Here is a 4,973-nt window from a genome sequence, read left to right on the forward strand (position 1 = left end):
GACCCATCCGCACCACCCACCACCACCTGAACCGCAACACCACCACCCACCGGAAGCACCAACGGCACCTCCAACGTCAACTCCTCCAACCGCCCGCAACCCACCTCATCCCCCGCCCGCACCACCAACTCCACAAACCCCGTCCCCGGCAACAACACCCGCCCCAACACCGCATGATCCGCCAACCACGGGTGCGTCGTGGTGGACAGACGGCCCGTCAGCACGGCGCCCGCTCCGTCGGGGAGAACGACGGCGGCGCTGAGCAGCGGATGCGCCGCGTCCGTCTGACCGTGGTCCGCGGCAGCGGACCGGGCCGGCGGCGCGATCGCGGCGTCGAGCCAGAAGTGACGCTTCTCGAAGGCGTAGGTGGGCAGGTCGATCCGGCGGGCGCCGGTACCGGCGTAGTACGCCTCCCACTCGATGTCGGCTCCTGCGAGGTGCAGCCGGGAGAGCGCCGTGGCCAGGGCCTCGCTCTCCCCGCGGTTCCTGCGCTGTGTCGGCAGGGCGAGCACGCCGTCTGCACAGGCTTGCGCCATCGCGGTCAGGGTGCCGTCGGGGCCGATCTCCACGAACCGCGTCACACCCTGCTCCCGCAGATGCGCAACGCCGTCCGCGAAACGGACGGCCTCGCGAACGTGCCGCACCCAGTACTCGGCCGACGCCACCTCCGCAGTCACCGTCCCGGTGACATTCGAGACGACCGGAATCGACGGCTCGGCGTACGTGAGTTGCTCCGCGACCGCACCGAACTCCGCGAGCATCGGCTCCATCAGCACCGAATGAAACGCATGCGACACCCGCAACCGACGTATACGAGCCCCACGCCCCGCAAAGTCCTCCGCGACAGCCAGGACCTCCGACTCACGGCCCGACAGGACCACCGAGGACGGGCCGTTGACCGCCGCGATGCTGACACCCGGCGTCAGATACGGCAGCACCTCCGCCTCCGACACCTGCACGGCCACCATCACCCCGCCCGCCGGCAACGCCTCCATCAACCGGCCCCGCGCCACCACCAGTTGCACAGCGTCCGAAAGCGACAACACCCCTGCCACATGCGCGGCAGCTATCTCACCCACCGAATGCCCAGCCACAAAATCCGGCCGCACACCCCACGACTCCAACAGGCGATACAACGCCACCTCGAACGCAAACAACGCAGGCTGCGCCCACCCCGTCCGATCCAACACCTCCTGATCGGCGCCCCACACCACATCCCGCAAACCAGAACCCACCTCCGGCCCCAGCTCGGTCAGCACCGCATCAAAAGCCCCCGCGAACACCGGGAACGCAGCACACAACTCCCGCCCCATCCCCACCCGCTGAGACCCCTGACCAGAGAACAAGAACGCGCCCAGTCCCTCCGAGCGTTCGGTTCCGGTGATGGCTTCCGGGCTCTCCGTGCCCTCGGCCAGCGCGGTCAGGCCGCGCAGGGCTGCCTCACGGTCCGCTGCCAGGACGACGGCCCGGTGGTCGAGCACGGCACGTGACGTCGCCAGTGAGAATCCGGCGTCCAGCAGCCGCAGATCGGGGTCGTTCGTCAGCAGCGCCCTGAGCCGCGTCGCCTGCTCCGGCAGACTCTGTGCCTGACGTGCCGACAGGACCAGCGGCACCAAGGGGCGTGCTTCCGTCGGCGGTACCGTCCCGGTCGCCTGCGGCGGTGCCTCGGGGGCCTCCTCGATGATCATGTGTGCGTTGGTACCGCTGAGGCCGAAGGAGGACACGGCGGCCCGGCGAGGGCGGCCCGTCTCGGGCCAGTCGCGAGCCTCCGTCAGAAGCTCCACCCGGCCCGCCGACCAGTCCACCTGCGGTGACGGCTCATCCACATGCAAGGTCTTCGGCAGTACCCCGTGCCGCATCGCCTCGACCACCTTGATGACCCCACTGATGCCGGACGCGGCCTGTGCGTGGCCGATGTTCGACTTGATGGACCCCAGCCGGACCGGCCGGTCGTCGTCCCGTCCCTGGCCGTACGTGGCAATCAGCGCCTGGCCCTCGATCGGATCGCCAAGACGGGTGCCCGTTCCGTGGCCCTCCACGAGGTCGATGTCCGAGGCGCTCAGCCCTGAGGCGTTCAGCGCCTGCTCGATGACGCGCTGTTGGGACGGCCCGTTCGGTGCCGTCAAACCGTTGGAGGCGCCGTCCTGGTTGATGGCCGAGCCCCGGACGACGGCGAGCACCGGATGGCCGTTTCGCCGCGCGTCCGACAGCCGCTCCACGAGGAGCAGTCCGATTCCCTCCGACCATCCCGTGCCGTCGGCGGAACCGGAGAAGGCCTTGCACCGGCCGTCCGGCGCGAGACCGCGCTGCCGGCTGAAGTCGACGAAGGTCTGCGTCGTGGCCATCACGGTGACACCGCCCGCGAGTGCCAGCGTGACCTCGCCCTGCCGCACGGCCTGACATGCCATGTGCAGCGCGACCAGCGACGACGAGCACGCCGTGTCGACGGTGACGGCGGGGCCTTCGAGACCCAGGCTGTAGGCGACGCGGCCGGAGGCGATGCTGCCCGCGCTGCCGTTGTTGAGATAGGCCGAGAGATCGTCGGGGATCTCGCCGTACCGGGTGCCGTAGTCGTGGTACATGATGCCGACGTACACGCCCGTGCGGCTGCCCCGCAGGGTGGACGGATCGATGCCGGCCCGTTCGACGGCTTCCCATGAGCTCTGGAGCAGCAGTCGCTGCTGAGGGTCCATGGCGAGGGCCTCGCGCGGCATGATGCCGAAGAACTCCGGGTCGAACTCTCCGGCGTCGTAGAGGAATCCGCCGTTGCGTGTGTACGTCTTGCCGGGAGTGCCCGGCTCGGGGTCGTAGAGGGAGGCCAGGTCCCAGCCGCGGTCGGTGGGAAAGTCTCCGATCACGTCCCGGCCCTCGGCGACCAGCCGCCACAGGTCCTCCGAGGAGCGGACGCCGCCGGGGAAGCGGCAGCTGATACCGACGATGGCGATGGGTTCGTCGCTCACGTCTGCCGTCCGTGGCGTGGCCGCGGTCACCGGCTCCCGCCGCGTGGAGCCGGCGTCCTCGCCCAGGTCGAGCTTCGTCCGGAGGAAATCGGCGACCGCGCGGGCGTTGGGGTGGTCGAACACGAGCGTCGCCGACAGTCGCAGGCCGGCAGCGGCGCCCAGCGCGTTGCGGAACTCGATGGCGGCCAGTGAGTCGACGCCGAGTTCCTTGAAGGCCCGTTCCGGGCCCACCGCTTCGACACCGGAGTGCCCGAGGACGGCTGCGACATGGGTCCGTACGAGTTCGACAAGGGCATGGTCCTGCTCGGCCCGGGGGCGGCCGGCGAGGCGTTCCGCCAGGGCCGAGCCGTCCGTGTCCGTCTCTTCCGATGCCCGGACGGAGCGGCGGGCGGATCGGCCCGCGAGTCCTCGAAGAAGCGCCGGCAGGTCATCTCCGCGGGCGCGCAGGGCGGAACGGTCGGTCCGGAGCGGCACGAGGTGGGTCATGCCGCTGCGCACGGCCGCGTCAAAGAGCTCGAGCCCTTCCTCCGCCTCGATCGCGGGCGTTCCGAGTCGTCGCATCCTTTCCAGATCGGCCTCGGTGAGAGGGCCGCCCAGGTCGGTGTCGACCGCCCACATGCCGAAGGAAACGGAGATCGCGGGCAGTCCGGCGGTCCGGCGGCGGTGGGCAAGGGCGTCCAGGAAGACATTGGCCGCCGCGTAGTTGGCCTGGCCCGCCGCGAGGACAAGGCCGCCCGCCGAGGAGAAGAGGACGAACGCGGTCAGGTCCGCGTCGCGGGTCAGCTCGTGCAGATGCCAGGCGGCGTCCGCCTTGGGGCGGAGCACTCTGTCGAACCGGTCCGCGGTGAGCGATCCGACCGTGCCGTTGTCCGCGACGGCTGCCGCGTGGACGACACCTCGCAAGGGGTGCTCGGCCGGGACGGCGGCGAGCAGCGCCGCCAGGGCGGAGCGGTCGGTGACGTCGCATGCGGCGACCGTCACCTGCGCGCCCAGTGCCGCAAGGTCTTCCCGCAGTGCGGCAGCTCCTGGCGCGGCGGGGCCCCGGCGGCTGGTGAGCAGCAGATGGCGTACACCGTGCTCGGCGACCAGGTGGCGTGCCACCAGAGCGCCGAGCCCGCTGGTGCCGCCGGTGACGAGCACCGTGCCGTCGGCGTCCCAGGACGTCGTCGGCTCCTCGGGTCCCACCGGCGCCTGACGGAGCCGGGGGATGAGGAACGTACCGTCGCGCCCCGCCAGTTCGGGTTCTCGCGTGGAGGCGAGGATGGGGAGGGGGTCCGTCGAACCGTCGGTGTCGACCAGGACGAACCGGCCGGGATTCTCCGCCTCCGCGGCCCGGACGAGCCCCCAGACGGGTGCCTGTGTCAGATCGGGGATGTCGGACGGTCGTACGGCGACGGCGTCCCGCGTGACGATCGCGAGCCTGGAGTCGGTGAATCGACCGTCGGCCAGCCATGCCTGGACCATCTCCAGTGTGTGGGCCGCCGTGGCCCGCGCCGCGGCCGGTACGGTCTCGTCCCCGGCCGTTGCCGACAGGTCGGCCGGGGCGGACGGCACGCGATGGAGGACCAGGTCCGGCACCGTCTCCAGCCTCGTCAACGACGCGGGATCAGCGGCTTCTCGTACGGACACGTCCGGGGTTCCGGGAACGGTGATCGGGTCCCAGGCGATGTGGAGGAGACCGGCGGGCGGGGCGGTGTCGGACGGCGCCAGCTGCTGGGGTGACACGGGACGGGTCGCGAGGGACTCGACCGTGGCCACGGGGCGGCCGTCCACATCGGCCATCCACATAGAGGTCAGTGCGCCGTCGCGACGCATACGGAGGCGGACCGCGTCCGCGCCCGCGGCATGCAGAGAGACTCCCTTCCACGAGAAGGGGAGCATGGTGTCCCCGCTCACGCCGCCGTTCGCGTCGAGGAAGTCGGCGTGGACCGCCGCGTCGAACAACGCCGGATGGATCCCGTACCCCCCGGCATCCCGGCGAGCCTCCTCCGGCAACACCACCTCGGCGAACAC

The 4,973-nt window shown here is 70.9% G+C and carries 1 protein-coding gene; it reads right to left on the bottom strand.

The annotated features are described in order from the left end of the window. Positions 1 to 4,973 (bottom strand): type I polyketide synthase (locus ACZ5VQ_RS49250; protein WP_469110751.1); only part of this gene is annotated, 4,973 nt, incomplete at both ends.

This window comes from Streptomyces sp. NPDC033178 (assembly GCF_055577685.1).